The organism is Nakamurella deserti (assembly GCF_003260015.1).
Lineage (GTDB): Bacteria > Actinomycetota > Actinomycetes > Mycobacteriales > Nakamurellaceae > Nakamurella > Nakamurella deserti.
In genome coordinates, this window is the sequence record NZ_QCXS01000003.1 from 864049 (window position 1) to 889858 (window position 25810).

General features: G+C 71.7%; 24 protein-coding genes and 1 pseudogene. 5 read left to right on the top strand and 20 right to left on the bottom strand.

Annotated features, from left to right (window positions below; all coding sequences use genetic code 11):
* Positions 1-28: 28 nt before the first annotated feature.
* Positions 29-1186, bottom strand: coding sequence for a TDT family transporter (locus DB033_RS17235; protein WP_157970762.1), 1158 nt, complete (start codon positions 1184-1186; stop codon positions 29-31).
* A gap of 43 nt (positions 1187-1229) precedes the next feature.
* Between DB033_RS17235 and DB033_RS17240 the strand changes: the two genes are divergently transcribed.
* On the top strand, positions 1230-2219 hold the full coding sequence (locus tag DB033_RS17240; protein WP_420814071.1) for a LysR family transcriptional regulator: 990 nt from the start codon (positions 1230-1232) through the stop codon (positions 2217-2219).
* A gap of 18 nt (positions 2220-2237) precedes the next feature.
* On the opposite strand, the gene DB033_RS17245 is transcribed toward DB033_RS17240, so the two are convergent.
* Positions 2238-3032, bottom strand: coding sequence for an HAD family hydrolase (locus tag DB033_RS17245; RefSeq protein ID WP_157970763.1), 795 nt, complete (start codon positions 3030-3032; stop codon positions 2238-2240).
* A 91-nt stretch (positions 3033-3123) separates the two neighbouring features.
* On the opposite strand from DB033_RS17245, the gene DB033_RS17250 reads away from it, so the two are divergent.
* Positions 3124-3468, top strand: coding sequence for a DUF3140 domain-containing protein (locus DB033_RS17250; RefSeq protein WP_111768416.1), 345 nt, complete (start codon positions 3124-3126; stop codon positions 3466-3468).
* A gap of 19 nt (positions 3469-3487) precedes the next feature.
* Here the strand turns inward: DB033_RS17250 and DB033_RS17255 are convergent, their stop codons facing one another.
* The 15 genes and pseudogenes from DB033_RS17255 to aceB form a co-directional block, all read right to left on the bottom strand.
* Entirely contained in the window at positions 3488-3904 is a 417-nt protein-coding gene (locus DB033_RS17255; RefSeq protein ID WP_111768088.1) for a YccF domain-containing protein, read from the bottom strand.
* Complete coding sequence (locus DB033_RS17260; RefSeq protein ID WP_240615955.1) at positions 3901-6600, bottom strand: molybdopterin-dependent oxidoreductase; 2700 nt, start codon at positions 6598-6600, stop codon at positions 3901-3903. Before DB033_RS17260 ends, DB033_RS17255 begins: the two co-directional genes overlap by 4 nt.
* Positions 6597-7403 carry an FAD binding domain-containing protein gene (locus tag DB033_RS17265; RefSeq protein WP_111768089.1) on the bottom strand — a complete coding sequence of 269 codons (807 nt, stop codon included), beginning with the start codon at positions 7401-7403 and terminating at the stop codon, positions 6597-6599. Before DB033_RS17265 ends, DB033_RS17260 begins: the two co-directional genes overlap by 4 nt.
* 13 nt (positions 7404-7416) lie before the next feature.
* Positions 7417-8310: an ABC transporter permease gene (locus tag DB033_RS17270; RefSeq protein WP_111768090.1), complete on the bottom strand. Its 894-nt coding sequence runs from the start codon at positions 8308-8310 to the stop codon at positions 7417-7419.
* Position 8311: 1 nt separating this feature from the next.
* The gene (locus DB033_RS17275; protein ID WP_111768091.1) at positions 8312-9175 is read right to left on the bottom strand and encodes an ABC transporter permease; all 864 of its coding nucleotides are present in this window, start codon (positions 9173-9175) and stop codon (positions 8312-8314) included.
* Entirely contained in the window at positions 9175-10023 is an 849-nt protein-coding gene (locus DB033_RS17280; protein WP_111768092.1) for an ABC transporter ATP-binding protein, read from the bottom strand. The genes DB033_RS17275 and DB033_RS17280 overlap by 1 nt, the downstream gene beginning before the upstream one ends.
* A gap of 106 nt (positions 10024-10129) precedes the next feature.
* Positions 10130-11320: an ABC transporter substrate-binding protein gene (locus tag DB033_RS17285; protein ID WP_111768093.1), complete on the bottom strand. Its 1191-nt coding sequence runs from the start codon at positions 11318-11320 to the stop codon at positions 10130-10132.
* A gap of 277 nt (positions 11321-11597) precedes the next feature.
* Positions 11598-12323, bottom strand: a complete 726-nt coding sequence (locus DB033_RS17290) for an urease accessory protein UreD (RefSeq protein ID WP_111768094.1) — start codon at positions 12321-12323, stop codon at positions 11598-11600.
* Positions 12324-12529: 206 nt separating this feature from the next.
* Positions 12530-13306 (bottom strand): annotated as a pseudogene (gene ureG / locus DB033_RS17295) (urease accessory protein UreG); the annotation flags it as partial.
* A 37-nt stretch (positions 13307-13343) separates the two neighbouring features.
* The gene (locus DB033_RS17300; protein WP_240615957.1) at positions 13344-14129 is read right to left on the bottom strand and encodes an urease accessory protein UreF; all 786 of its coding nucleotides are present in this window, start codon (positions 14127-14129) and stop codon (positions 13344-13346) included.
* Complete coding sequence (locus tag DB033_RS17305; protein WP_111768095.1) at positions 14129-15826, bottom strand: urease subunit alpha; 1698 nt, start codon at positions 15824-15826, stop codon at positions 14129-14131. The genes DB033_RS17300 and DB033_RS17305 overlap by 1 nt, the downstream gene beginning before the upstream one ends.
* The gene (gene ureB, locus DB033_RS17310; RefSeq protein ID WP_111768096.1) at positions 15819-16160 is read right to left on the bottom strand and encodes an urease subunit beta; all 342 of its coding nucleotides are present in this window, start codon (positions 16158-16160) and stop codon (positions 15819-15821) included. Before ureB ends, DB033_RS17305 begins: the two co-directional genes overlap by 8 nt.
* 8 nt (positions 16161-16168) lie before the next feature.
* A complete protein-coding gene (locus DB033_RS17315; protein WP_111768097.1) occupies positions 16169-16471 on the bottom strand; it encodes an urease subunit gamma in 303 nt (100 codons plus the stop codon).
* Positions 16468-17811, bottom strand: coding sequence for a DUF6986 family protein (locus DB033_RS17320; protein ID WP_111768098.1), 1344 nt, complete (start codon positions 17809-17811; stop codon positions 16468-16470). Before DB033_RS17320 ends, DB033_RS17315 begins: the two co-directional genes overlap by 4 nt.
* Positions 17795-19387: a malate synthase A gene (gene aceB / locus DB033_RS17325; protein WP_170315580.1), complete on the bottom strand. Its 1593-nt coding sequence runs from the start codon at positions 19385-19387 to the stop codon at positions 17795-17797. Before aceB ends, DB033_RS17320 begins: the two co-directional genes overlap by 17 nt.
* 204 nt (positions 19388-19591) lie before the next feature.
* Between aceB and DB033_RS17330 the strand changes: the two genes are divergently transcribed.
* The 3 genes from DB033_RS17330 to DB033_RS17340 all read left to right on the top strand — a co-directional run bounded on the left by DB033_RS17330 (position 19592) and on the right by DB033_RS17340 (position 21470).
* Positions 19592-20062, top strand: a complete 471-nt coding sequence (locus DB033_RS17330) for a flavin reductase family protein (RefSeq protein WP_420814089.1) — start codon at positions 19592-19594, stop codon at positions 20060-20062.
* A gap of 102 nt (positions 20063-20164) precedes the next feature.
* Positions 20165-20575 (top strand): hypothetical protein, encoded by a 411-nt coding sequence (locus DB033_RS17335; RefSeq protein WP_157970764.1) that lies wholly within the window; start codon positions 20165-20167, stop codon positions 20573-20575.
* A gap of 322 nt (positions 20576-20897) precedes the next feature.
* Positions 20898-21470, top strand: a complete 573-nt coding sequence (locus tag DB033_RS17340; RefSeq protein WP_157970765.1) for a hypothetical protein — start codon at positions 20898-20900, stop codon at positions 21468-21470.
* Positions 21471-21713: 243 nt separating this feature from the next.
* Here the strand turns inward: DB033_RS17340 and DB033_RS17345 are convergent, their stop codons facing one another.
* From DB033_RS17345 to pucL, 3 genes are all read right to left on the bottom strand, one after another.
* Positions 21714-23084, bottom strand: coding sequence for a ferric reductase-like transmembrane domain-containing protein (locus tag DB033_RS17345; protein ID WP_205843970.1), 1371 nt, complete (start codon positions 23082-23084; stop codon positions 21714-21716).
* A 319-nt stretch (positions 23085-23403) separates the two neighbouring features.
* Positions 23404-24807: a nucleobase:cation symporter-2 family protein gene (locus DB033_RS17350; protein ID WP_111768101.1), complete on the bottom strand. Its 1404-nt coding sequence runs from the start codon at positions 24805-24807 to the stop codon at positions 23404-23406.
* Entirely contained in the window at positions 24807-25709 is a 903-nt protein-coding gene (gene pucL / locus DB033_RS17355; RefSeq protein ID WP_111768102.1) for a factor-independent urate hydroxylase, read from the bottom strand. The genes DB033_RS17350 and pucL overlap by 1 nt, the downstream gene beginning before the upstream one ends.
* Positions 25710-25810: the final 101 nt, after the last annotated feature.

The following is a 25810-nucleotide window of genomic DNA, read 5'->3' on the forward strand; positions in this document are numbered from 1 at the left end:
CCCACCGGCCCATGGGCCTGCGTCCCGGTCAGCGGGCCGTCACCGGGAGGAACAGCGACCCCCGCCGGCTACCGGCGGCCGTCCGGGCCGCGACGACCAGCCAGGTGCTGAGGAGCACGGCGAACAGCACACCGGCCACGACCGCCCACCCTGCGGAACCCGTGCGCAGGGCCATCCCGTTCGCACCGGTGACACAGGTACCGACCGGGAAGGTGAACGACCACCACGTCAGGGAGAACGGCAGGCCACCGCGCCGCACGGTCCGCGCGGTAACGGTCACCGCGTACCCCGCCCACCCCAGTGCCAGGACGAGAACCACCGTCCCGTAACCGGTCCCGAAGACCGACAGGGCGTCTGCGGTCGGTCCGGGCCGTGCGACGGCGGCCGCACCGGCGAGCAGGTTCACCGCCGTCACCGACTGGCCCAGCGGTCCGAGGACGATCCACAGCGTGGGCACCATCCGCGCCGGTCCGGGCGGGAAGACCGCCAGCCGGTGGCACAGCAGGAGGATCACGACCACCGAGGCCGTCAGACTGAACCCGACCATGGCGTAGCCGGCCACCACCAGCGCGACCCGGGCCCCGCCGGCAGGCAGGTGCGGGACCAGCAGGGCACCGGTGGACGCCGAGACCATCGGCGGCACGACCGACATCAGCCACCCACCGAACGCGCCACCGATGGTCAGCCGGTGCCGGCGCACCAGCAGGTACGGCACGACCACGGCCCCGACGAGACCGGCGAGGGTCCCGGCGATCCAGAGCGCCACGTCGATCCCCAGCGCCCACCGCTCGCCGACGACGTCCGCTCCGACCAGGAGGGTGGCGGCCCCGACCGTCATCAGCGCCATCGGCGGGGCGCCGTAGAAGTGCGCCATCACCGGGTCGCCGAGATACCCACGGGCCGTGGTCGGACACCGCCACCAGTGCACGGCAGTCGCCACCGTCAACGCCGGCAGCAGGAACGTGGCGAGCCCCCAGAACCCGACCGCCACCGACCGCAGTCCCGGCACGGTCACGGTCAGCGAGGCGGCGGCCACCGCGACGATCCCGGTACCCATCACCGAGGCGTACCAGTTGGGGGTGAGTGCCGCGAACACCGACCGCGGGTCGGCCAGATCGGCCAGCAGACCGAACCGCACCCACCGGTGCGGCGCGGGAGCGGCGGTGGGGACGAGGATTCCGGTCATGACGACGACCCTGCCGCCGCCGGCAGGGACCCGGTAGCCGGGCATGCGTTGTGGGGTTACAACCTCTGTTTGTGACGGTGGCGGTAGGGTCGGGGCCGTGCTCAGCTCCCGGATGCCCGACCTCGCCGCCCTGGAGGTGCTGCTCGCGGTGGCCCACACCGGCAGCCTGAACGCCGCGGCCCGCCAGGTCGGCGTCAGCCAGCAGGCGGTCTCGGCGCGGATCGCGGCGATCGAGACGCAGACCGGGGTACCGCTGGTCCGGCGCACCCCCCAGGGTTCCACCCTCACCCCGGCCGGCGTGACGGTGGCGGCCTGGGCCGACCGGCTCATCGGCATCGCCTCGGAGTTCGACACCGGACTCGCCACGCTGCGCCGCGGCCGCCGCAGTCACCTGCGGCTCAGCGCCAGCCTGACCGTCGCCGAGCAGCTGCTGCCCCGCTGGCTGGTCGCGTTCCACAGTGCGGCCCGGGCGTCCGGGCGGGAGGCCACCGAGGTCACGCTGAGCGCCACCAACAGCGACCGCGTCCTCGCCGACATCCGCGCCGGTTCGGCCGATCTGGGCTTCATCGAAGGGCCGTCGGTCCCCCGCGGCATCCGCAGCCGGGTCGTCGGCCGGGACCACCTGGTGGTGGTCGCCCGGCCCGACCACCCCTGGGTGCGCCGCGGGCGGGCACTCACCGCCGAGGCGCTCAACGACACCCCGCTGGTCAGCCGCGAGGAGGGGTCCGGTACCCGCGACGCGCTGAGCACCGCCCTGCGCAAGGTGCTCGGCTCCCGCGAGCAGGCGACGCCGGTGATGGCCCTGTCGACGACCTCGGCGGTCCGGGCCGCGGTGCTGGCGGGCGCCGGTCCCGCCGTGCTGAGCGCGCTGGCGCTGGCCGACGACCTGTCCACCGGGCGGTTGCGCGCGGTACCGGTGTCGGGTCTGGACCTGTCGCGCACGCTGCGGGCGGTGTGGACGGGCCCGCCACAGCCACCGGCCGGCGCCGCCCGCGATCTGTTGAGTCACATCGTGGTCCACCATCAGCACTGACGCACCGCGCCCGGTGGGTCAGAACCAGCGTTCGAGGACCTCGGCGACCGCGTCGTGGTGGTGCAGACCGATGACCTCGTCGGCGACGGCGTGGACCTCGGTGTGACCGTTGCCCATGGCGACGCCGTGACCGGCCCAGCTCAGCATCTCCAGGTCGTTGGGCATGTCCCCGAAGGCGATGACGTGCGCCGGGTCGATGCCCCAGCCCTGCGCCAACCGGTCCAGGGCGGTGCCCTTGTTGACGCCGGGGGCGGCGATCTCGACGAGGCCGTCGTCGGTGGAGTAGGTGACGGCCACCCGGTCACCGGCGGCGGCCCGGGCGTGGGCGGCCAGGTCGGCCGATCCCTCGGTGCCGCGGACCAGCAGCTTGGCGACCGGCTCGGCGAGCAGCTCCGCCCGCGGTACCCGCTGGAACACCCCGTCGGCCCACGGGTGGTCGTAGCTCTCCTCGGCGAAACACGACGCGAGCTGGGTGCCCGCCCGCTCGACGGCCAGCGCGAAGCGCGGCTCGAGACGGGTGAGGTCGGCGACGAACTCCTGCGCGACGTCGGCGGTCAGCAGGGACGCCGACAGCACCTCCTGGGCGGCGATGTCGTACACGATCGCCCCGTTCATGCACACCGCGATGCCGTCGAACCCGGCGTCGATGACCGGCCCCAACCACCAGACGGGGCGGCCGGTGGCGATGACCACCCGCGCCCCCGCCGCGTCGGCCCGCTTCAGGGCCGCCGCCGTGCGGCTCGTGACGACCCCCAGATCGTTCAGCAGGGTCCCGTCCATGTCGGACACCACCATCGCCGGAGCACTCTGCACCCTCCGATTGTGCCCCCGCCCGGGTGTCCGCCGGACCAACACCCGGCGCAGTCGCGATTGCGCGACCGGGAAAGGTGGGAAAGAGCACGTCATGGCAGACACCGGGAAGGGCGTCGACGACGTCTGGGACGACTGGAAGGACGCGGTGAACATGACCGCGTCGGAGATCGAGCACTGGCTGGAGACCGACGAGTCGAAAGAGGTCGGTCAGAAGAAGGACGGCGACGGCGAGTCGACCGGCCACCACTCCGGCCGCCGCATCGTGGAGATCCTGCACACGAAGAAGGCCGACCTCACCGACGACGACGTGCAGTGGATGCACAAGGTGGTCGGCTACGTCCACCGGCACCGGGCGCAGGGACCGTCGAAGGACGTCGAGCACTCCCGGTGGCGCTACTCGCTGATGAACTGGGGCAACGACCCGCTCAAGAAGTGAGCGCGATGGTGGGCGCGGCTCAGTACGTCCGGGCAGCGGTGCCGCGCCACTGCAGGTAGGGGTCGTCGGTGGGGACGATGACCTTGCCCAGCGGCATCAACGTCACCGGGATCAGCTTGAAGTTGGCCAGGCCCAGCGGGATGCCGATGATCGTGATGTACAGCGCCACCCCGGTGACCAGGTGTCCGATCGCGAGCCAGATGCCGGCGAAGATCAACCAGATCACGTTGCCGATGGCCGAGGCCGACCCGGCGTCGGCACGGTCGACGACCCGCCGGCCGAACGGCCACAGCGCGAAGCCGGCGATCCGGAACGACGCGATCCCGAACGGGATCGTGATGATCAGGATGCAGCAGACCACACCGGCCACCACGTAGCCGAGCGCCATCCAGATCCCGCAGAGCACGAGCCAGATGACGTTGAGGATGGCGTTCATGGACCCAGTGTCCCCGGTTGCGCCGCCTCGGCCACCCCGGCCGCCCGGAGTCCCGCCCAGATCCGGTCCCAGGTCAACGGCAGCGACGTGAACCGGACACCGGTGGCGTCGGCGATCGCGTTGACCAGGGCGGGTGCGACCGGGTTGTAAGGCGATTCGCTCATCGACTTGGCCCCGAACGGACCCAACGCGTCCGAGGTCGCGGCGAACAGCACCTCGGTGCGCGGCACGTCGGCGAACTGGGGGATGTGGTACTCCCGCAGGGTCGTGGTGAGCACCCGCCCGTCGCCCGGATCGACCCGCATGTCCTCGTACAGCACGGTGCCGACGGCCTGGGCGACGCCGCCCTCGACCTGGCCGCGGCACTGGACCGGGTTCATCACGAAGCCCGCGTCGGCGGCCTGCACCGACTGCAGGATCCGCACCTCTCCCGTCCGCACGTCGACCGCCACCCGGAACCCCTGGACGTTGAAGGCGATGGAGCGGCCGGACCCGTCGTCGCGGCCGCGGCCGACGAGCCCGGCGGTCGGGCCGGTGGCCACCATCATCCGGGTGCGCAGGTCCTCCGCCGCCCGGAGCACCGCGTGCCCGGCGACCACGACGCCGGTCGAACCGTAGGCGCCGGTGTCGTGCTCGACGGCGTCGGTGTCGGACGGGACCAGCCGGACCCGGCCGACCCCGACCCCGAGCACCGACGCGGCGATCTGGGTGTGCACGGTGGCGGTGCCGTTGCCGAACTCGGCGGTACCCACCCGCACCGTGTAGCTGCCGTCCGCCTCGGCGGTGACCGAGGCGTCGGCGAAGTGCCCGCGCGGCGGGATGGTGTCGATCATCGACATCGCCATCCCGGTGCCGACCCGCCAGTGCGGCCCCGGCGGCGGCGACACCCCGTTGCCGCGGTGCATGGCCGACCGGACCAGGTCCAGGCACTCGTCGGCGCCGTGCGAGCCGTAACGCACGTCGTGCGGTTCGGGGGTGGTCGACAGCATCGGCTCGCCGGGTCGCACCACGTTGCGCCGCCGGACCTCGTACGGGTCCAGGTCGAGCCGTCGGCAGACCTCGTCCAGTGCCCCCTCGACGGCCAGGATGACCTGTCCGAGGCCGTAGCCGCGGAAGGCCCCCGCGGGCGGGGTGTGGGTGTAGACCGCCGCGGCGTCGACCTTCTTGTTCGGGCAGTGGTAGACGGTCAGCGACTCGTTGCAGCCGTGGAACATCACGCCGATCGCGTGGTTGCCGTAGGCGCCGGTGTTGCTCAGCACGTCCACCGCGATCGCGGTGATGTCGCCGTCGGCGGTGGCGCCCATCCGGACCCCGATGCGCATCGGATGCCGGCTCGGTGCGCCGACGAACTGCTCGGAGCGGGTGAACTCCAGCTGGACGGGACGCCCGGTCTTGAGCATGCCGAGCAGGACGACGTCCTCGGTGAGCAGTTCCTGCTTCGCCCCGAACCCGCCACCGACCCGCGTGGTGAGCACCCGCAGGTCGCGGCGGTCCACGCCGAAGATGCGGCACAGCTCGTCGCGCACCAGGAACGGCACCTGGGAGCTGGTCCGCACGACCAGGCGGCCGTCGGGGGCCCGCCAGCCGACCGACCCGTGGGTCTCCAGATGCGCGTGCTGTACCCGCGGGGTCGTCCAGACCTGCTCGACGATCACCGCGGCGTCGGCGAACCCGCTCTCCACCGAACCGATCTCGGAGTGCACCTCGGCGGCGACGTTGCCGCGGCCGTCGATCATCCGGCAGGTCGCGGGGTCCTTGTCGGCGTGCACGGCGGGTGCCTGGGGATCCCGGGCGCGTTCGGGATCCACGACGGCCGGCAGCACCTCGTAGTCGACCGCGATCGCGCGACAGCCCGCCTCGGCGGCGGTCACCGACTCGGCGATCACCGCGGCGACCCGCTGGCCGACGAACCGTACGACGGTGTCGAAGACGCGGGTGTCGTCGATGTCGTCGAGCCGGTTCTCGTGCCGCCCGGTGGAGAACAGCACGTCCGGGGAGTCGTCGGCGGTGAGGACCGTGACCACCCCCGGCACCCGCAGGGCGGCGGTGACGTCCATCGACCGGATGCGGGCATGGGGGTGCGGGCTCCGCAGCAGCTTCGCGTGCAGCAGCCCCGGCAGCGCGAGATCCAGCGTGAACGGCTCCGTCCCGGTGACCACCCGCACCGAGGCGGGCGCGGCCACGGACTGCCCCACGGGCGGGCGACCCGGCTCGGACCGCACGTTGACGACGCCGCGGACGGCGTCCTCGACGGCGCGGTATCCCGTGCAGCGGCACAGGTTGCCCTTGAGCTTGCGCGGCAGGTCGTCCAGGTCGGCGGGGCCGAAGGTCGACGCCGTGACGACCATCCCGGCGGTGCAGAAGCCGCACTGGAAGCCCTGGGCGGCCACGAAGTCCGCGGCCACCGGGTGCAGCTCGCCGTCGCTGAGTCCGGTGACCGTGGTGACCGCGTGACCGACGGCCTGGTGCGCGGGGAACACGCACGAGTGCACCGGCGCGCCGTCGACGAGCACCGAGCAGGCGCCGCAGTCCCCCGCGTCGCAGCCTTTCTTGACCCCGAAGTGCCCCTGCTCGCGGATGAACGTCCGCAGGCACTGGCCGGGCCGCGGCGCGGCGGTGGCGGCGGTGCCGTCGATCTCGACGACGGCGTCCGGCGGCGCCGTGACCGTCGCCGGCTCGCTGCTCAGGGTGGTCACGCCAGTTCCTCCAGGACCTCGTGAGCCAGCACGGCGGTGATGTGCCGCCGCCACGGTGCGGCGCCGTAGACGTCGTCGACCCAGTGGCCGGCCACGACGGCGTCGAGGCGGGCGACCAGGTCGGGCACCGGCCCGCGCGGCACCCGCAGGGTGAACGGCCGGGTGGTGGTGGCGCTGACCGTCAGCACGACGTCGGCGCCGTCGGTGCGGCCGATGATGACCGCGGACGACCGGCCCAGCGGCGCCAGCGCCAGCTTGCGCATCGCGTACGTCGCCCGCAGCGCCGCACCGGGCAGCACGATCTCGCGCAGCACCTCGCCGGGCCGCAGCACGTTGACGGTGTCGCCGACCACGAAATCGGTGACCGGCAGGACGTACTCGGTGCCGTCGGGGCGCCAGACGAGCACCCGCCCGTCGGCGGCGGCGGTCAGCGAGATCATCGAGCCCGCCGGGTAGGAGACGCACAGGTTGCCGCCGACGGTACTGCGGTTCCAGATCTTGAACGAGGCCAGGAACGCGTCGCAGCAGTCGGCGACCAGCCGGCTCAGGTGCGGCCACTCCACCGGCGGCTGCAGGGCACGCAGCTCGGCCACCGTGCAGGTGGCGGCGATGTGCAGCCCGTCGGGCCGGACGGTCAGCGGCTCCCAGTCGAGCTCGCTGAGATCGACCAGGCGGCGCAGGGTGTCGTGGGGTTCCCCGTACAGCGCGGTGCCGCCGGCGAGGAAGGCGTCGCCGGGACGTGGATCGGCGAGATCGGCGCGGTCCCGGGCGACCAGCACCTCGGTCACCGTCGTCAGATCCATCGGGTCCTCACCCTCAGCGCTTGCCGGCGTTCGGTCCCCACTGTGCCAGCACGGCCGATTCGATGATGGTCGCGATCTCGTACAGCACGATCGAGATGACCACCGAGAACACCACGATGGCCCAGACGCCGGTCTTGTTGGCGCCCTGGTACTTGTTCAGCAGACCGCCGAAGCCTTCGCTGCCGGACAGCCACTCGGCCAGCATGGCACCGACGACGGCCCCGGGTACGGAGATCCGCACGGCGGCGAAGAAGTGCGGTAGCGCGGACGGGATCCGCACTCTGAACAACGCGTCCCGGTCGGAGCCGCCGTAGACCTTGACCACGTCCAGCGACTGGGGCGAGGCCGACCGCAGTCCGATGACGATGTTCACCAGCGCCGGGAAGAGCACCACGATCGCGCCGATGGCGGCGATCGCGGCCTTGCCGGTGAACATCATCAGCAGCACCGGCGCCATCGCCACCAGCGGCACCGAGCGCAGCAGCATCGCGATCGGCATGAACGCGAACTCCACCGCCGGCAACAGCACGAACAGGGCGGCGACGACCAGCGCGATGGCCAGGCCGGTGAAGAAGCCGATGGCCGCGTCGACGAGCGTCGTGCCCAGCGCTCCCCACAGCTCCGAGCGGGCCGCTTCGGCCGACAGCGACTGGGGCCGGATGCCGCGCGTCGTCGGAGCCGAGGTGAACAGGTAGTCCCAGACGTTGCCCGGCGTCTTGCCGACCAGCGGGTTGACGTCGAAGACCTTGAACAGCGCCACCCAGATGACGCCGAGGCCGACGAGCGCCGAGATCAGCACGGTGGCCGACAGCAGGGTGCGCCGGGCGACCACCCGGGCGATGGAGGGCTGCGCGTCCTCCGTGGCCGTGGGGGTGGCGCGAGCGGCGGGATCGAGAACGGCGGTCATGTCAGCTTCCGGCCTTTCCGGCGGTCCACGGGGTGACGAACCGGGCGACCAGACCGACCAGGAAGTAGGCCAGGCCGGCGACCGCTCCGCTGATGAGGGCCAGGAACCACAGGGTGGGGACGTCGCCGACGGCCTGCGCGGAGCGCAGCAGCTTGCCGAGCTTGTTCTCCCCGCCGCTGCCCAGGTACTCGGCCAGGATGGCCCCGAGGAACGCGGCCGGCGCGGCGATCCGCAGCGCGCCGAAGACGCTGGGCAGGGCCGCGATCAGCTGCACCTTGCGCAGCATCGTCCAGCGGCCGCCACCGTAGGCCCGGACGACGTCCAGGCTCGTCGCCGAGGCGGCCCGGAAGCCGAGCAGCGTGCCGACGACGGAGGTGAAGAAGACCGACAACGCGGCCAGGGTGATCGACGGGACCTGGGGGTTGTCCAGGCCGGCGACGATCACCAGCACCGGTCCGATCGCCACCAGCGGGATGCAGTAGGTGACGATCGCCAGCTGGGTGACGATCTGTTCCAGCCGGGGCAGCAGCAGGACCAGCGAGGCGAACAGGAAGGCGGCGAGGTTGCCCCACAGGAACCCCCACGCCGCGGAGCCGAGCGTGACCTGCAGGTTCGTCCACAGCGACACCCACTGGGCGCCGTCGAAGAACCGGGCGGCCACCGAGAACGGGGTGGGGATGGCGCGGCTGGACTGGAACAGGGTGATCGACGCGATCCACCAGATCAGCAGGATCAACGCGACGCCGATGGTGGCACCCACCCAGGACGGCAGCTGCGTGATCCGCCGGCCCAGTGGCGTGCGCGGATCACCCGCGGGCGCGGGCGGGGGTGCCGTCTGGACCGGAGTGGCCACGGGGGTGCTCATCAGTGCTCGTCCGATCCGGTGCCGCCGCGTCCGAAGAGGATCTCCGACAGCTGATCGTGGTAGGCGTGGAACTCCGGGGTGCGCATCATGTCGGGGGTCCGCGGCCGGGGCAGGTCGATCGACACCACCTCGGCGATCCGGCCCGGCCGGGGACTCATCACCGCGACCACGTCGGACAGGAAGATCGCCTCGGAGATGCCGTGGGTGACCATCAGCGTGGTGGCGGGCTTCTCGGTCCAGATGCGCAGCAGCTCGACGTTCAGCCGCTGCCGCGTCATGTCGTCCAGCGCGCCGAACGGCTCGTCCAGGAGCATCACGCTGGGTTTGACGGCCAGGCACCGGGCGATGGCGACTCGCTGGCGCATCCCACCGGACAGCTGCGCGGGTTTGGCGTCCTCGAACCCGGTGAGCCCGACGAGCCCGACCAGGTCGTCGATCAGGCCCGGTTCCGGGGTGATGCCGGCGACCTCGAGCGGCAGCCTGATGTTGTTGCGCACGGTCCGCCACGGCAGCAGCGCGGCCTCCTGGAAGGCGATGCCCAGCTGGTGGGTGCGCTGGATCTCCAGCGTCGACATCCCGTTGATCAGCGCCTTGCCCGCCGTCGGCGTCTCCAGACCGGCGAGGATGCGCAGGATGGTGGACTTCCCGCAGCCTGACGGACCGAGCAGCGACAGGAACGAGTTCTTCGCCGTCCCGAGGTCGGTGTCGGTCAGGGCCGTGACCGAGGTGCGGCCCATCGAGAACTTCTTCGACAGTCCCTGCAGGCTGATGCCGGTGGCCGACTTCGGGTCGTACGCCGCCCCCCGGGCCGACGGTGTGGCAACCGGTTCGGTGGTGGAGTGCGTCATCGGGGGTGCCCTTCCTCGGAGTGTGCGGCGGCCGACACCGGGGCGGTCGCCGTCGGGACCATGGTCGTGGTGGCACGGGTGTCCGCGCCACCACGACCCGTCGGCGTCAGCCCGTGATCAGATCCGGGTACGCCGCGTAGACCTCGTCGAGCAGCGACAGGTCGAACAGCTCCTCGGCGGAGGTCTCGTAGCCGGTGAGCTTGATGGCCTCGACGATCTGCCCCTGCAGCTCCTCGGTCAGGGTGAAGATGCCGTTCTGCTTCGTGTCGTCGGAGACGATCAGCTCGTTCTGCGCGGTGGCCTGCTTGACCTCGTTCTCGACGTCGAGGTTGAGGTCCTTGCCGTACTTGTTGGCCGACAGCTCCGCCGAACCCTGCGGGTCGGCGATGGAGTCGGTCCAGCCCTTGATCTCGGCCCAGAGGAACGCCTTGAGCATCTCGCGGTCGTTGTCGATGGTGTCCTGCAGCACGGTGAAGGTCTCGGCGGTCAACGGCAGCCCGTTGTCGGCGAAGACCAGCGTGACCGGGGTGAAGCCCTTCGCCTCGGCCAGGAACGGCTCGTTGGTGACGTAGGACATGAAGCCGTCGACCTGGTTCTCGTACAGCGGCGCCGGGTCGTACTGCACCGGCGTGATCGTCAGCTGGTCGGCGGTCAGTCCGTTCGCCTTGAGGAAGCCCTCGAAGATCGACTGGTTGGTGCCCGCCTGGACGCCGATGTTCTTGCCGACGAGGTCGGCCGGTGTGCTGATCGGCTTGCCCTCCTGCAGCGACAGGATGCAGAACGGGTTCTTCTGATAGGTCGAGCCGATGATCTTCAGCGGCGCGCCGGTGTCGAGGATGTAGCGGGCGGTGGCGTCCGGCGCGGACAGTCCGATCTGCACCTCACCGGTGGCGACGAGCTCTTCCGCCGAGGACGGGACCGGCCCGGACACCAGCTCGACGCTCGAGAACCCGGCCTCGGTGTAGTAGCCCTTCTCGGTGGCGAAGAACTCACCGGCGAACTCGTAGTTCTTCACCCACGACAGCTGGAGTTTGATGTCGCCGTACGTCCCGGCCGGGGCCATCGTCATGCTGCCACCGGCGGCCGAGGAGGACATCGAGGCGGACGCCTCACCCGCCGACGACGCGACCGCCGAGGTGGCCGACGAGGCGGAACTCGCCGCCGGCGTCTCCGCGCCGCCACACGCGGCGAGGATCCCACCGCCGCCCAGAGCGGCGGCGGACAGACCGGCCACCCGCAGGAAACTGCGGCGGGACACCGGACCGCGGTCGTCGGGGCGGATCAGCGGGTTGGTCATCGGTCACTCCATCAGGAACGAAGGGGAGCCGCACGGCCGGGCCACGGCGTGGTCAGGTCGGTCGGCTCGACGGCGAGGGTGGTTCCGGGCGTACGACGACGGGTCGGTGGGCGACCCACTGGGTGCTCCCCGGACGGAGCGCAGCTAGGTGGACCCTCGCGCAGGTTCGTGAAATTCGTGTAACACGCGCGTTGCCGAACGTCGACGCACGCCGGTGGCAGGTTGTGAGGTGATCGAGGGTGGCACAGCGCGCCCGGCAGGTCGCTCGGCGTGAACTTTACCGGTCGCCGATGGCCGGGCGGACCCCCGCACGCCAGTGCTGGAACAGCGCGCCGGCGCCCGAGCGGTGGGCGTCGCCACCGAGGTGGCGGGCGACCGCGCCCTCACCGGCGAGCGGGAACAGCCGGACGCCGGGCGGCGGGTCGGCCGGCGGACGACGACCGAACAGGCTGACGGTGTCCACGATGCGGTGTGCGCCGAGCAGCCCGACGCGGTGCCGGCGCACCGGGTCCGTGAGGTCGAGGTCCTCGGCGAGCAGTGGGCGCGCGCCGTGGGCGACGCGCGTCCGCGACCGGAGGGCACCGCCGCGTTCGCCGGAGCGGCCGAGCACCAGCGTCTCGCGCAGCAGCGCGACCCCGGTGGCCGCGAGGTCGACCCGGGTGGTGCGGGTCACGTCCGCCCCGTCCGCCACGACGAACGGCTCGGCCTTCCAGGTCAGCGAGGCACCGTCGGCGACGGTGATGTCGACCCGCCACGACGACGCGCCACCCCTGCCGTCGTAGGCTACGGTGCCCGCCGTGTCGACGAGCTCGAGATGACAGCCCGCCCCGACGTCGACGCCCAGGGCCACGTGGTCACCGGCGAGCAGCAGCGCCGTCGTGCCGACCAGCGCGATGCGGGCGCCGTCGGCGGTGGTGCGCAGGGTGCGCGGGCTCAGGTGCGACGTGCGCAGCGTCAGCTCCGGACGGCCGCCGGTGCCCGCCCGGATGCCGACGAACGTCACGTCCGGGCGGGCGTGGGCTCGTGGGTGTGGGTGTGCCCGCCGTGGTCGTGGGTGTGCTCGCCGGTGTGCGGGTGCACCTGCGCCCCGCCGTCGGCGTGGCTGTGCCCATGTCCCCCGCCGTCTTCGTCGGCGTGGCTGTGCACAAGTCCCCCGCCTTCTTCGTCGGCGTGGCTGTGCAGATGTCCCCCGCCTTCTTCGTCGGCGTGGCTGTGCAGATGTCCCCCGCCGTCTTCGTCGGCGTGGCTGTGCAGATGTCCCCCGCCTTCTTCGTCGGCGTGGCTGTGCACATGTCCCCCGCCTTCTTCGTCGGCGTGGAAGTGCGGCGCCATGGGGCCGGGATCCTGGGGCACGTGGTCGCCGGAGCGGTGCGATGACAGCATCGTGTGCACCCAGGCGGTGAGGGCGTCGATGGACGTGCGGTCCAGGCGGGACAACCCCAGGACCGGACGGCCGTCCCGGGCGGCCTCACCGTCGGCGATCATCTGCGGGACGTCGACCCCGACGTACGGCGCCAGGTCGGTCTTGTTGACCACCAGCAGATCGGCGCGGCCGATCCCGGGACCGCCCTTGCGCGCCACGTCACCGCCGCCGGCCACGTCCAGGACGAAGATCTGCGCGTCGACCAGCGCCGGCGAGAAGGTGGCGGTCAGGTTGTCGCCGCCGGACTCGACGAGCACCACGTCCAGCGGCGAGAAGTCCCGCTCCAGGTCCTCGACGGCGAGCAGGTTCGCGGTGACGTCGTCGCGGATGGCGGTGTGCGGGCACGCGCCGGTCTCGACGGCGCGGATGCGGTCGGGGTCGAGCACCCCGGCGGACCGCAGGAAGCGGGCGTCCTCGTCGGTGTAGATGTCGTTGGTGATGACGCCGAGCCGCAGCTCGGTGGCCAGCTCGCGGCAGATCAGCGCGATCAGCGAGCTCTTGCCGGTACCGACGGGTCCGGCGATGCCCAGACGCAGCGAACGGGCCGCGGTGGTGTCGGGCAGGTGGGAATCAGGCAGGTGGGAATCAGGCAGGTGGGAATCAGGCACGGAACAACCTCTGGGTCGTGGTGGCATGGAGTTCGGCCCACTCCTCGATGAGGGGTGCGGCCAGGGCGGGGATCTCGTCGATGGTGCCGATCGGGGCGAGCCGGGCGGCCAACCGTTCGATCTGCGGTTGGGCCTCGAGGACCCAGCGGGTGGTGAGGACCGGATCGACCGGCTCGATCTTGAGCACGGCCGCGGCGATGGTGGCGGCGTCGTCGTTGCCGATCAGCCGGACCAGTTGCGCCGCCGACAGACCCGAGACGGCGGCGGTGACGCCCAGGACGACCGCGCGGCAGGGGTGCCGCAACGCGGTCAGCGCCGCCAGGCCGGCCGCCGCCGGCCAGAGCGAGCGCAGCAGCCGTAGGTAGCCGCGGGCGGCCAGTGCGGACGCCTCCCGTAGCGCCGGGCTGACGGTGCGGGCCTGCCAGGCCTCGTCGACGGCCGCCAGTCCGTCGAAGCGGCCGTCGATCGCGAGGTGCCGGGCGACGACGGCGGTCCCGGCCTCGACCGCGGTGACGGTGGCCAGGCGCGCGGCGATCAGCTCCGGGACCTCGGCGACCGACACGCCGTGCCGCATGGCCGGTTCCAGCCCCGCGGACTGGGTGTGCGCGCCGGTCGGCAGCCGGGCGTCGGCCAGCAGCATCAGCATCAGCTCCGCCGACCCGACGCTCGCCTCGGTGGGAGCGGCGGCGCTGTCCGGCCGCGGGTCGCCGGATCGTGGCAGTTCCCGCCCGCTCGGCGGATGGGGACCGCCACGATGCGGCAGGGTGCGGGCCACCATCAGAACAGCGAGTAGAGCTGGGCCAGCGGCAGGCTCGACGCCGGCGCGGGCACGATGAGCTCGTCGTCGACCCAGATGGAGAACGTCTCCGGGTCCACCCGGATCGCCGGCAGCACGTCGTTGTTGATCATCTGCGCCTTGCCGACGTCGCGGGTCGGCTTGACCCCGTACAGCCTGCGACGCAACCCCAGTCGGCCGGCGAGTCCGTCGTCGACCGCGGCCGGGGAGACGAACGACACCGACAGGTCGGCGCCGATCGCGTCCCCGAACGTCGGGCGCATCAGCACCGGCTGCGGGGTCGGGATGGAGGCGTTCGGGTCGCCCAGCGCCGCCAAGGCCAGCGCGCCGCCCTTGATCACCACCGACGGCCGGACACCGAAGAACTTCGGCTCCCAGAGCACGAGGTCGGCGACCTTGCCCGCTTCGATCGAGCCGATCTCGTCGTCCAGGCCGTGCGCGATCGCCGCGTTGATCGTGTACTTGGCGACATACCGCTTGGCCCTGATGTTGTCCGCAGCGCCGCCGAGTGATCCGCGGCGCGCCTTCATCACGTGCGCGACCTGCCAGGTGCGGGTGATGACCTCGCCGATGCGGCCCATCGCCTGCGCGTCCGACGACGTGATCGACATGGCGCCCATGTCGTGCAGGATGTCCTCCGCCGCGATCGTGGTCGCGCGGATCCGGGACTCGGCGAACGCCAGGTCCTCCGGCACCGCCGGGTTCAGGTGGTGACAGACCATCAGCATGTCGAGGTGCTCGGCGATGGTGTTGACCGTGTGCGGCAGCGTCGGGTTGGTCGAGCCCGGGATCACGTTCGGCAGCCCGGCGATGGTGAGGATGTCGGGGGCGTGGCCGCCGCCGGCGCCCTCGCAGTGGAAGGCGTGGATGGAACGGCCGCCGATGGCGCCGACGGTGCTGGCGACGTAGCCGGCCTCGTTGAGCGAGTCCGAGTGCAGCGCGACCTGCAGGCCCCAGTCGTCGGCGGCCCTCAGCGCGGCGTCGATGGCGGCGGGGGTGGAACCCCAGTCCTCGTGCACCTTGTAGCCGCCCGCGCCGGCCAGCGCCTGCTCTTTCAGCGCGGCCGCCGACACGGTGTTGCCCTTGCTCATGATCAGGAAGTTCATCGGGAGCGCGTCGAGGGACCGGTGCAGCGACGTCAGGTGCCACGGGCTCGGGGTGACCGTGGTGGCCTTGCTGCCCTCACTCGGTCCGGTGCCGCCGCCCGCGAGGGTGGTCAGCCCGGTGGCCAGCGCCTCGTGGATCTGCGACGGCGACAGGAAGTGCACGTGCAGGTCGATGCCACCGGCGGTGAGGATCCGACCCTCGCCGGAGATGACGTCCGTGCCGGGGCCGATCTCGAGGTCCGGGTGCACACCGTCGGCGATGTCGGGGTTGCCCGAGCGGCCGAGCGCGACGATGCGGCCGTTGCGGATGCCGACGTCGGCCCGGACGATCCCCCAGTGGTCGAGCACGATCGCGTTGGTGATGACGGTGTCCAGGGCGCCGTCGGCGCTGGTCCGCATCCCCTGCGCCATCGACTCCCGGATGGACTTGCCGCCACCGAAGACGGCCTCCTCACCGCCGGCCGTCCAGTCCTGCTCGATCTCGATCCACAGGTCGGTGTCGCCGAGGCGGACCTGGTCACCGACCGTCGGGCCGTACAGCGCCGCGTACTCGGCACGACTGATCTCAACCATCGAGAGCTCCCGTGCTGTCTTTGATCTGGAGGCCCGGCACGATGCGGCGGCCCTTGAACGCGACCGCCGTCACCGTGCGGGAGGCTCCGGGTTCGAACCGCCGGGAAGTGCCCGACGGGATGTCCAGCCGGAAGCCGTGCGCCGCGGCGCGGTCGAAGTCGAGCGCGCTGTTGGACTCCGGCAGGTGCAGGTGCGAACCGATCTGCACCGGGCGGTCACCGGTGTTGACGATGACCAGCTCCAGACGCTCGGCGTCGGTGCGATCGGCGTTGAGCGTGATGGTGCCCTCGGCGGTGCGGATCGCACCCGGGCCGGACGACGAAACGGAAGCCATGACCGCCCCTACTTGATGGGTGAGTGGATGGTGACGAGCTTGCGCCCGTCCGGGAACGTGGCCTCGATCTGGACGTCGGGGATCATCTCGGCGACGCCCTCCATGACCTGGTCGCGGGACAGCACGTCGCGGCCCTGCTCCATCAGCTCGGCGACACTGCGGCCCTCCCGGGCGCGCTCGATGACCCAGGTGGTGAGCAGCGCCACCGTCTCCGGGTAGTTCAGCACCACGCCGCGGGACAGCCGGTCGCGGGCGACCATGCCCGCCACGGACAGCAGCAGTTTCTCGGTGTCGGCCGGGGTGAGGTTCACGGGCGCGCCTCCTGGTCGGGGTCGGTCGGGGTCTCGGGCACGTCGACGCCGGGGACGGCGTTGCGGACCAGGTAGCGGCGCACGACCGCCGGTCCGATGCCGCCGGCCTCGTGCAGCTCGGCGGTGGTGACGGCTCCGCACCGCACGGCGGCCGCCAAGTGGCGGGCGAGCGCGAACGCGGTGGCAGGCTCGTCCATCACGCCGGAACCGCTGCATTGCCGGTGGTAGTCACCGAGCCGGCGGGCGGCCTCGTCCGCGCCGGCGCGGAAGAACGCGAAGGTGGCCGCGAACCGGGTCGGCAGCTGCGCCGGGTGCAGGTCCCAGCCCTGGTAGATGCCCGACCGCAGCGCACGCCCCACCCCGTCGGCATGCGCCTCCCAGCGAGCCAGGACCGTCCCGTCGTCACCCACCGGCACCTTGTTGTCCGAGCCGTCGCTGACCCTGACCCCGGTCTCGGCCGCGGCCAGCTGCATCAGCGACTTGGCGAAGTCGGCGACCGGGTGCCGCAGGTTCTGGTACGCCCCGAGGATGCCCAGGCTCGCGGTGTAGTCGTAGGTCCCGAAGTGCAGGCCGCTGACCCGGCCCTGCGAGGCGTGGATCATCGCCGCCACCGGGACCCGGCCGTCGGCCCCGAGCACCGTCTGCGGAGTCTCCACCTGGATCTCGAAACGCAGGCTGCCCACAGCGATCCCGTACTGCTCCTCCAGCGCCGCCAGCACCTCGACGAACACCGAGACCTGCTGCTGAGAAGTGACTTTGGGCAGCGTGACGACGAAGCCCCCTGGAAGCACATCGGTCTCGGCGAAGAGTGCGTCGAAGAACAGACCCAGCGTGCGGAGCCCCCGGGCCCGGGTCTCCGGCGCGAGCGACCGGATGCGCAGCCCCCACGAAGCGGGCAGCTGTCGCGGGGTCGTCCCGGCCAGCTCGGCGACGGCGGCGGCCGCGCGGCGGGCGTGGGCGTCCTCGTCGGCGTCGTCCGCGGCCGTGCCGCGGTGCGCGCGGAAGCCGTCCTCGAAATCGATGCGCAGGTCCTCGATCGGCTCCGCGGCGAGCTTGGCCAGCGTGCGGGCGGCGAGGTCGGCCCGGTCCTGCGGGGCGGCCAGCGTCGCCAGCAACGCCTCCCACTGCCGCGGACGGTCGTCGACCGCGGCCGTCGCGGCCAGCCGCCACTCCCCCACCGTCGCGGCCGAGAACCTCGGCACCGGCACGTAGACGGTGTGCACCGGGCCCGGACCCGGCGGCCCGGGGTAGGCGTCCCGGTACCGCCGGTCCTCCTCGGCGAGGGCGGCGTCCCATCCGGCGAGCCGGCCGGACGGCCAGCCGTCAGTCGAGGAGTTCATACGCGGGCAGCGTCAGGAAGTCGATGAAGGAGTCGTCGTTGCACAGGTCGAACATGAGGTTGCGGGCCTGCGCCAGCAACTCCAGTCCGCCGGGAACGGCGGTCCACGCCGCCGAGAGCTGCTCCGTCGCCGCATCCAGCACCTCGGTGACGAGGACGTCGGTGACCGGCCGACCGGTGTCCAGCACCACCCCGGCGACCCGCCACTGCCAGACCAGCGACCGCGAGATCTCCGCGGTCGCGGCATCCTCCATCAGGTGGTGGATGGCCACCGCGCCGCGGCCGGCCAGCCAGTTGGCGATGTACTCCAGCGCGACGGCGATGGTGTCCCGCAGGCCGGCCATCGTGACCGGCCCCGCCACCGAGGCCACGTCGAGCAGGTCGTGCGCGGTGACCGCGACCGGCGGCAGCTCACGGTCCAGCTGGTGTCGCCGGCCGCCCAGCGCGCCGTCGAAGATCTCCCGGCAGATCGGCACCAGGTCGGGGTGGGCGACCCAGGATCCCTCGTAGCCGGCGTCGGCCTCGCGGGTCTTGTCCGCCCGGACCTTGGCGAACGCCGCGTCGTTGACCGCGGCGTCCCGCCGGGACGGGATGAACGCGGCCATCCCGCCGATGGCGTAGGCGCCGCGGCGGTGGCAGGTCTGAACCAGCAGGTCGGAGTAGGCCTTCATGAACGGCGACGCCATCGTCACGACCTGCCGTTCGGGCAGCACGAACGCCGGCCCCGCGTCGCGGAAGGTCTTGACGATGGAGAACAGGTAGTCCCAGCGGCCGGCGTTGAGACCGACGATGTGGTCGCGCAGCTCGTAGAGGATCTCGTCCATCTCGAAGGCGGCCCAGATGGTCTCGATGAGCACGGTGGCCTTGACGACCCCGTGCTCGAGGCCCAGGTACTCCTCGGAGAACGCGAACACCTCGGCCCACAACCGGGCCTCCAGGTGCGACTCCATCTTGGGCAGGTAGAACGCCGGCCCGCGGCCCCGGTCGAGGAGCACCTGCGCGTTGTGGAACAGGTACAGCCCGAAGTCGACCAGCGCCCCGACCAGCCGCTCTCCGTCGACGGCGAGGTGCTTCTCGTCGAGGTGCCAGCCGCGGGGGCGGGCGACGATGACCGCGAGCGGTCCGTCGTCGAGGCGGTAACTCCTGCCGTTCTGCTCGAGGGTGATGGTGCCGCGGATCGCGTCCCGCAGGCTGAGCTGCCCTTCGACGATGTTGGGCCAGGCCGGGGTGTTGGCGTCCTCGAGGTCGGCCAGCCACACCTGCGCACCGGAGTTCAGCGCGTTGATCGTCATCTTCCGGTCGGTCGGGCCGGTGATCTCGACCCGCCGGTCGGCCAGGTACTCCGGGATCGGGGCGACCCGCCAGTCACCGGAGCGGACCTCGGCGGTCTCCGGCAGGAAGTCCAGGGTGCCGTGCAGGGCGACGGTTTCGCGGCGCACCTGACGCAGGTCGAGCAACTCGCGGCGGCGGCCGGCGAAACGGCGGTGCAACGCCTCGAGGAAGGCCAGCGCGCCGGCGGTGAACACCTCGTCGGCAGCCTCGGCGTCCGGGGCGCTGATCACGATCGAATTGTCCACTCCGGTCCTTTCGTTGCACGCGGCAGCGCGTCGGCCCGGCCCATGCTGCCGCAGCCATGTGTCACCGGGATTACCGGGGGTGTGGCCGACGGCGCAACCCCGGGGGCGGCGGTGGCGGCTACCGTGGAGCGGGTGATCGAGCCGCTGAGTGACGCCCGTCCGCGCCTGACCGGTCGGGCCTCGGACGGCGCGGTGACGCCCCGGATGATGAAGGACGTGCTGCGCAACTTCGGCACCGGCGTCACCGTCATCACCGCGATGTCGCCCGACGGGCCGATCGGCTTCACCTGCCAGGCGTTCGCGTCGCTGTCGCTGGACCCGCCGCTGGTGAGCTTCTGCCCGGCGCGGACGTCGACGACCTGGCCGCGGATCCGCGAGATCGGGCAGTTCACCATCAACATCCTCGCCGACGACCACTCGTGGCTCAGTGACACCTTCGCGCAGGCCGGCGCGGCCGGCACCGACAAGTTCGACGGGGTCGGCTACACCCTGTCGTCCGGTGGCAGTCCGGTGCTCGAGGGCGTCCTCGCCTGGGTCGACTGCCGGTTGCGCGCCGAGCACGACGGTGGCGACCACACCATCGTGGTGGCCGACGTGCTGGACCTGGACGCCACCCCCGACGTGATGCCGCTGTTCTACTTCCGTGGTGACTACCTGGGGCAGCGGCAGGCCTGACGGGTCCCGGCCGTCGTGACCGGGACGCCCGCCGCCACGTCAGATCCGGCCTCGGTCACCCGCCCGCGAGCTCGCATCCTCCGCTGGGGGTCCGCGGGCATCGTGCTGACGGGTGTCACCCTGCTGGTCATGGTGTGGGTGGCGCCGGGTGTTCCCACCGGTGCAGTCTGGGCGATGGTCGGCGGTCTCGCCGTCACTTCGCTCGCCGGCGCCGGCATGCTGCGCCGTGCACGACAGTGGCAGCGGCTCGCCACGGTGACGGCGACCCGCACACCCGCCCTGGTCGAGGTGATCGACGTGCACCTCAGCAGGACCGGCTTCGTGGTCGACTACCGACCGATCCGCGGCGCGACGCTGCCGCACAGCTTCACCATCGGCCGGTGGTTCGACCTCGAGCCGCCGGTATCCGGCGAGCGACTCGAGGTGTGGTCCTCGGCCCCCGACGGCGGCGGTCCGCTGCTGATGCGGCAGCACGACGGGACGTGGTGGGCCGCGTCCGGCTCGCTGCACTGAGGACCGCACGCTTCCGGCCCTGTGGTGTCGCCGTCGCGGTCCTCTGGTCTACTTCCGCGGTGACCACCCGGGGCATGGCCGGCTCTCGTTCGACGATGGTCGGACGGACCTGATGACCGACCGGCCGAAGGCGCGCGTCCGGGAGGCGCCGCCGACCGGGCCTGTCGCCGCCGTCCGGCGCCAGATGCGCAGCTGGCGGTGGGCTGCGGCGTCCCTCGTCGCCTTCACCGTCCTGCTCGCGGCCGTCGTCGTGTGGCAGCTCCCGACGTCCTTCGCTCGGGCAGTGGGCGCGGCGACAGAGGTGACTGCTGTGGTCGGATCCGTGCTGCCGGCCGACGACCAGCCCCGCAAGGCACGCCACGGTCCGGTGTGGTCGATAGGTCTTCGGTGGATCGACGCCGCGGCCCCCGGCGGGTTCCGCGAAGGCACCGCGCGAGTCACGGCCGACGACCCCCCGCTCGCCGCTGGCCGGGAGGTGTCGGTCTTCGTCATCGCCGCGTCCGACGAGGCCTCGCTCGGCCTCGACACCGGCGATGCCGGCAGGGCCTGGCTGATGATCTCCGTCATTGTGGTCACGTTGGCGTCCGCCGTTGGCATGTGGTGGTCGACGCGGCGCTGGAAGCGACTGCTCCGGGTGCGACTCGACCGCGACCCGGCGAGGGTGTCCGTCGTGCGCGTCCGACGCTCGAAGGCCGGCTGGGGCGTGGATTACCGGCCCCTCGAAGGCGTCCGGTTGCCGAACGGACTCGGCTTGATCAAGCGTGGCGACCTCGTTCCTCCCGAACCGGAGGAAGAGCTCGAGGTGTGGTCCCTGGGCGCCGACGGCACCGGACCGCTACTGGTGCGACAGGTGGACAACGACGTCTGGTGGACGGCGTCCGGCTCACTGCACTGAGCGCTCACCCTGCCGTCCCCCGACAGGATCCGTGGTGGGCACCTGCTCGGCGGCCCAAGAACCGGGTGGCAGCGCCATCGACTCGGACCGGGGCATCGATGTTCTGGATGAGGGCCCGTCAACCAGAACATCTCGGCGTTGTTCCGGGTTGAGGACGGCTCCGGCTCCCCGTGCCGGCCCATCCTGCAGCGACAACCGGCCGCCGACCCGGAGAGCGGGTCGGCGGCCGGGATGTGCGGCGGCTCAGGAGTCCCAGATGGGCCCGAAGGCGGGAACCCCACGTCGCTGCAGCTCGCTGACCATCTTCAGCGTCGCCGCCTTGTTCGAGATGCAGATGACGGCCTCGGCGCCGCTCTCCAGGTAGGCCTTGTAGGCCAGCTCGGCCAGATCGGGCTTGCCGTCCTCGTCGGTGTTCCACAGGATCGCCTGTGGCTGGGCGGCGAGGATCTGGTCGACCAGCTCGGTGCCGTAGGTGCGCTCCGGGTGGCGGGTGACCCAGACCAGCTGAGCGGGCGTCGGATCGTTGAGCAGGTGCGGCAGGCACGGTGCGATGCCGCTGCCCGTGGCGACCCAGACGACCTTGGTGAACAGCCGGGCGCAGGTACCGACCCCGGTGGTGGGGACGCCGCGGACCCACAGGTGTTCAGGGGCGTCGGCGATCAATCCCGACGTCCAGTCACCGGCGCGTGAGACGGCCATCCGGAATCCCGGCTCGTCGGGGGTGACCATGTTGGCGAAGGCGTGCCACTGGCCGAGCGGGCGGCGGGCGATGTGCAGCGCCGAGCCGGTCCGCGGCCGCTTCTCGGTCGGGAAGCTGACCAGCGCGACGTGGTCGGACGGCCTGACGACCTCCACCGGCACCCGGCGCAGCTGCAGCCACGGGATCGCCGCCCCGATCAGCAGCACCACCAGGATCCAGGTGTTCGGCGACGCGGCCACCGCCGCGACGACATCGCCGCCGTTGCTGATCGCGACGAGGAAGGTCAGGGCGACGAACAGGCTCAGCGCGAGCCAGCCGCCGTAGCGGTGGGTCGATTCGAAGACGTCGTGGTGGCGCTCCCGCATCGACGGACGGGCGCAGATCGCGATGACGACGAGATCGGTGGCGATGAGCAGGGCGACCACGACCAGCGGGGTGTGCACGCCACCGGCGGCGCCGATGTGCGGCTGGGTCGACAGCACCGCGGTGAACGCGCCGAACCAGGCGGTGGCGGCGATCGCGCACCCGACGTGGACGCCGCCACCGACGTGGTGCACCTTGGCCAGCGCCGCCCGCACCCGCAGTGGCCAGCTCAGCGGCGCCCGGGTCGCCACCGCGAACAACGCGTTGACCACGTACTGGTGCCGGATCAGCACCGCCACGGCCATGTTGACGCTGGCGGCGGTGATGGTCGTGACGAACAGGGCCGCCGCCGTCGGCGCACTCAGCAGCAGTACGAGTGCGTACATCGCATTGACGGTCAGGCCGGCGGCGATCAACCGGTGGAACGGGGTGAACCGGCTCCCGGCCAGCCGGTGGCCGGGCGACACCGGCGGCAGGTCGATCACGTGCGTGACCGGACGGGGAGCCCGTGCCGTGGGGATCGCCGGCCGGTGCAGGAGTTCGGTGCTCATCAGGTGCCTCGCTCGCCAGGTCCCGGCTGATCCGGGGCTGCTCCCAGCGTCGCCGGAACACGGCGTGCCGGCCCTCGGCCGATCGCGCCCCGCACGGGATGACGTCGTCCTCCACCGATCGGTGGACCGGGGGTCGCGGATCTGACGTCGACGGGCCGGCCGGTCACCTCGAACCCCTCCGCCGAGGCGACCACCCACGGTCCGGCCCGTCGTCGTCGGGACCCAGACGGAGGGTCGCCGGGCACCGGTTGCACGGTCGATCCGGAAAGATCCGACGATCGCGCCCGGGTGCCGGGCGGCGCTCACCGACCGGTCGGAGTCAATGGGCGGCGCCCTCGGACCCGCCGCCCGCCGCGGCCGGCGCGCCGCTCCCGAGGTGGTTGAAGAGCAGGTTGAGCACCACGGCGAAGATGGCACAGGCGCTGATCCCGGACTCGAAGATCTTGTGCAGCCAGTCCGGCATGTGCAGGTAGATCTCCGGCACCGTGATGGGGATGATGCCGACGCCGATCGAGGTGGCCACGATGAGCACGTTGGAGTTGGTGAAGGTGACCCGGCTCAGCGTCCGGATGCCCGATGCCGCCACCGACCCGAAGAGCACGATGCCGGCGCCACCGAGCACCGGCTGCGGGATCGCGTTCATCACCCGCCCGAGCACGGGCAGCAGTCCGAGGACGACCAGGATGCCGCCTCCGGCCGCCACCACGAAGCGGCTCTTGATCCCGGTCATCGCGACCATGCCGACGTTCTGGGCGAAGGCGCTGATCGGGAAGCCGTTGAAGATCGGCGCGATGGCGGTGGCCCCCATGTCGGCGCGCAACCCGTCGGCGATGCGTTTGCGGTCGACGTCGGTCCCGAGGATCTCGCCGACCGCGAGCAGGTCGGCGGTGGTCTCGGCCATGATCACCAGGATCACGATGCACATGGAGATGATGACGCCGATGCGGAACTGCGGGGCGCCGAAGAAGAACGGCTGCGGCAGCTGGAACACCGGCCCGGTGCCGACCGCGCCCCAGTTGACCTTGCCCATGACGGTGGCGATGCCGGTGCCGACGACGAGGCCGACCATGACGGCCATCCGGGCGAAGAGGCCCCGGCCGAAGCGGGCCACCGCGAGCGTCACGAACAGGGTGACCGCGCCGAGTGCGAGCGCCCAGCCGGCGGCGTAGTTCGGGTTGTCGACGAGCTCACCGTTGACCCGGATCGTCGCGTTGCCGCGGATCCAGCGCAACGCGACCGGGAACAGCGACAGCCCGATGACGGTGATGACGCAGCCGGTGACCACCGGCGGGAAGTACCGGACGAGCTGGGCGAACAGCGGCGCGATGACGAAGCCGAAGACACCGGCCACGATCACCGCCCCGAAGATGACGGCGAGCCGGGCGTGCGGGTCGCCGATGGCGGTGTCGGTGGCGGCCGCGGTCATGGTGCCGACCGCGGCGAACGAGACCCCCTGCACCAGGGGTAGTTTTGATCCGACGAACGGCAGCCCCAGGGACTGCAGCAGGGTTCCGAGCCCGGACACGAACAGCGCCGCGGTGACCAGGGTGGCGATCTCGGTGCCGCTGAGACCGGCTGCCGCACCGATGATCAGCGGCGGGGACACCACCCCGGCGTACATCGCCAGGATGTGCTGGAGGCCGAAGAAGAAGGCGGACCCGACGGGGAGCTTCTCGTCCTCTGGACGGACGACGTCAGTGGTGGAGCTGGTGGACGTACTCATCAGATGAACCCCGCGATCCCGGACCAGACGGCCGGGGGCACCGGCGCGTCATCACGAACGACGGCCGCCTGGATCAGCCCGTAGGGCCGATCCGCCGCGTAGAAGACCTCGTTGTCGTTGTCGAGTCCGAAGTGCTTCATGTCGACCAGGAAGTGGTGCTTGTTGGGCATCGAGAACCGGATCTCGCCGACCTCCGGGAACACCTGCAGCACCGCCTCTCCCATCGCGTAGAGCGTCTGCTGCAGGGCCAGCGAGTGGGTGGTGGCGAAGGTCTTCAGCAGCAGCGCCCGGATCCCGGTGAAAAGGGCGTCCCAGTCGGCGCTGTCGGGGTCCATCCCGACGTACACCCAGCGCGCCGTGCAGGCGGTGGCCAGGATGCGGTCGTTCGTCTCGATCAGCGACGTGTACTCGACCTGCGGGAAGCCGTGGAACTCGCTGTGCGCACTGTTGAGCAGCACCAGGTCGGTCAGCCCGGAGATGACCGTCTCGGCGGGTCCGTCCTTCCACACCACGGTGGTGCGGACCTCCGAGGAGCCGCGGACGAACGAGTGCCCGACCGGCTGGCCGTCGGCGTACACCGAGTTCCACGCGTACTCCTCGATCTCCTGCCGGGACCCGGTGATCCAGTCGTACTTGTCGACGAAATTGCGCGCCATCCGCAGCGCGAACTCCTCGATCGCGCCCACCCCGCCGGTCTTGGCCAGCGCGTAGACGGTGTTCTTCTGGGTGTCGGTGGCGATGACCCGGCCGTTGTCGCCGGTGCTGTGCGCCGCGGTGAAGTCACCGATCAGCTGGCTGGTGACGTTGAGGTCCTTGATGACGTGCTGCGGCTTGCTGCGGTCGAGGTGGACCAGCCGCACCTCCGCCTTGCCGTACCGGTTCTCCCCGAGCCTGATCCCCATGTGTTCCCATCCCGTGCGGTGGCTCCCGGCGCCGGGGTCGCCTCGCGGTGCCCGGTGGTGCCGACGATGGGGATCATCCTGACCGGTTCAGATGACGACGG

What these genes read in the sequence shown, in the direction of transcription:
- DB033_RS17345 (WP_205843970.1), bottom strand. Translation starts at nt 23,084, where the DNA reads ATGAGCACCGAACTCCTGCACCGGCCGGCGATCCCCACGGCACGGGCT.
- DB033_RS17235 (WP_157970762.1), bottom strand. Translation starts at nt 1,186, where the DNA reads ATGACCGGAATCCTCGTCCCCACCGCCGCTCCCGCGCCGCACCGGTGG.
- DB033_RS17280 (WP_111768092.1), bottom strand. Translation starts at nt 10,023, where the DNA reads ATGACGCACTCCACCACCGAACCGGTTGCCACACCGTCGGCCCGGGGG.
- DB033_RS17250 (WP_111768416.1), top strand. Translation starts at nt 3,124, where the DNA reads ATGGCAGACACCGGGAAGGGCGTCGACGACGTCTGGGACGACTGGAAG.
- DB033_RS17285 (WP_111768093.1), bottom strand. Translation starts at nt 11,320, where the DNA reads ATGACCAACCCGCTGATCCGCCCCGACGACCGCGGTCCGGTGTCCCGC.
- DB033_RS17320 (WP_111768098.1), bottom strand. Translation starts at nt 17,811, where the DNA reads ATGAACTCCTCGACTGACGGCTGGCCGTCCGGCCGGCTCGCCGGATGG.
- DB033_RS17330 (WP_420814089.1), top strand. Translation starts at nt 19,592, where the DNA reads ATGATGAAGGACGTGCTGCGCAACTTCGGCACCGGCGTCACCGTCATC.
- DB033_RS17265 (WP_111768089.1), bottom strand. Translation starts at nt 7,403, where the DNA reads ATGGATCTGACGACGGTGACCGAGGTGCTGGTCGCCCGGGACCGCGCC.
- DB033_RS17255 (WP_111768088.1), bottom strand. Translation starts at nt 3,904, where the DNA reads ATGAACGCCATCCTCAACGTCATCTGGCTCGTGCTCTGCGGGATCTGG.
- pucL (WP_111768102.1), bottom strand. Translation starts at nt 25,709, where the DNA reads ATGGGGATCAGGCTCGGGGAGAACCGGTACGGCAAGGCGGAGGTGCGG.
- ureB (WP_111768096.1), bottom strand. Translation starts at nt 16,160, where the DNA reads ATGGCTTCCGTTTCGTCGTCCGGCCCGGGTGCGATCCGCACCGCCGAG.
- DB033_RS17240 (WP_420814071.1), top strand. Translation starts at nt 1,230, where the DNA reads ATGCGTTGTGGGGTTACAACCTCTGTTTGTGACGGTGGCGGTAGGGTC.
- DB033_RS17270 (WP_111768090.1), bottom strand. Translation starts at nt 8,310, where the DNA reads ATGACCGCCGTTCTCGATCCCGCCGCTCGCGCCACCCCCACGGCCACG.
- DB033_RS17300 (WP_240615957.1), bottom strand. Translation starts at nt 14,129, where the DNA reads ATGGTGGCCCGCACCCTGCCGCATCGTGGCGGTCCCCATCCGCCGAGC.
- DB033_RS17305 (WP_111768095.1), bottom strand. Translation starts at nt 15,826, where the DNA reads ATGGTTGAGATCAGTCGTGCCGAGTACGCGGCGCTGTACGGCCCGACG.
- DB033_RS17275 (WP_111768091.1), bottom strand. Translation starts at nt 9,175, where the DNA reads ATGAGCACCCCCGTGGCCACTCCGGTCCAGACGGCACCCCCGCCCGCG.
- DB033_RS17350 (WP_111768101.1), bottom strand. Translation starts at nt 24,807, where the DNA reads ATGAGTACGTCCACCAGCTCCACCACTGACGTCGTCCGTCCAGAGGAC.